Source organism: Brachyspira sp. SAP_772 (assembly GCF_009755885.1).
Lineage (GTDB): Bacteria > Spirochaetota > Brachyspiria > Brachyspirales > Brachyspiraceae > Brachyspira.
The window spans coordinates 1-683 of the sequence record NZ_VYIX01000191.1; the positions used below are offsets into that span (position 1 = coordinate 1).

Below are 683 nucleotides of genomic sequence, written 5' to 3' on the forward strand. Positions count from 1 at the left end.
AAATAAATATTTGGGCTACAATAAGGTACTTGATAGATTATGTTCTGCTAGAGAGAATTTCGATAGAAATGTTGTTAAAGATGAAATTAATAATTTATTTGAAAATATTAGTGCTTTGGTATTAGAAAAGAAAATATTTTTTATGTATGAAGTTGGAAATATATTTATTGACAAAAATTATAATATAGCTTTTAGAAGTGCTGATATGGGTTTTGATGCTTCACTTTACAGTATTATAGCTAAGATTGATGATGTTAATGAGAGATTAGAAAAGAAGAAATTTTTTGAGGCTGTATTTGAAAATATTAAACATTTAGTTGATCATAATGAAAGTATTTATATAGATAATTTTGGTACTTTTTTCTACAATAARGGATATATTAGYTTTAATGCTGATGCTGTTTTTGTTAATAGAGTTGATAATAAATTCTTTAATGAAAAAGCTGCTCTTAGTAATGAAAATAAATTAGAAATGAAAGATTATAGCAAAGATGAACTATTAGATATATCAAATATTTCTGATAAAGAAGTAAAATCTAATAAATCAAAACAATCTTCAGAAAAGAAAGAAACAAAAGKTAATTTTATTTTATTAAAAATAGCAGCAGTAATAGTTGTRATTATTGCTGTTATAATGATGCTTKCTTTGAATGTTAATAACAATGGAAGCAATAATGTAGATA

General features: G+C 22.9%; 1 pseudogene. It reads left to right on the forward strand.

The window, feature by feature from the left end:
• A pseudogene (locus GQX97_RS13465) lies at window positions 1–683 on the forward strand (hypothetical protein); the annotation flags it as partial.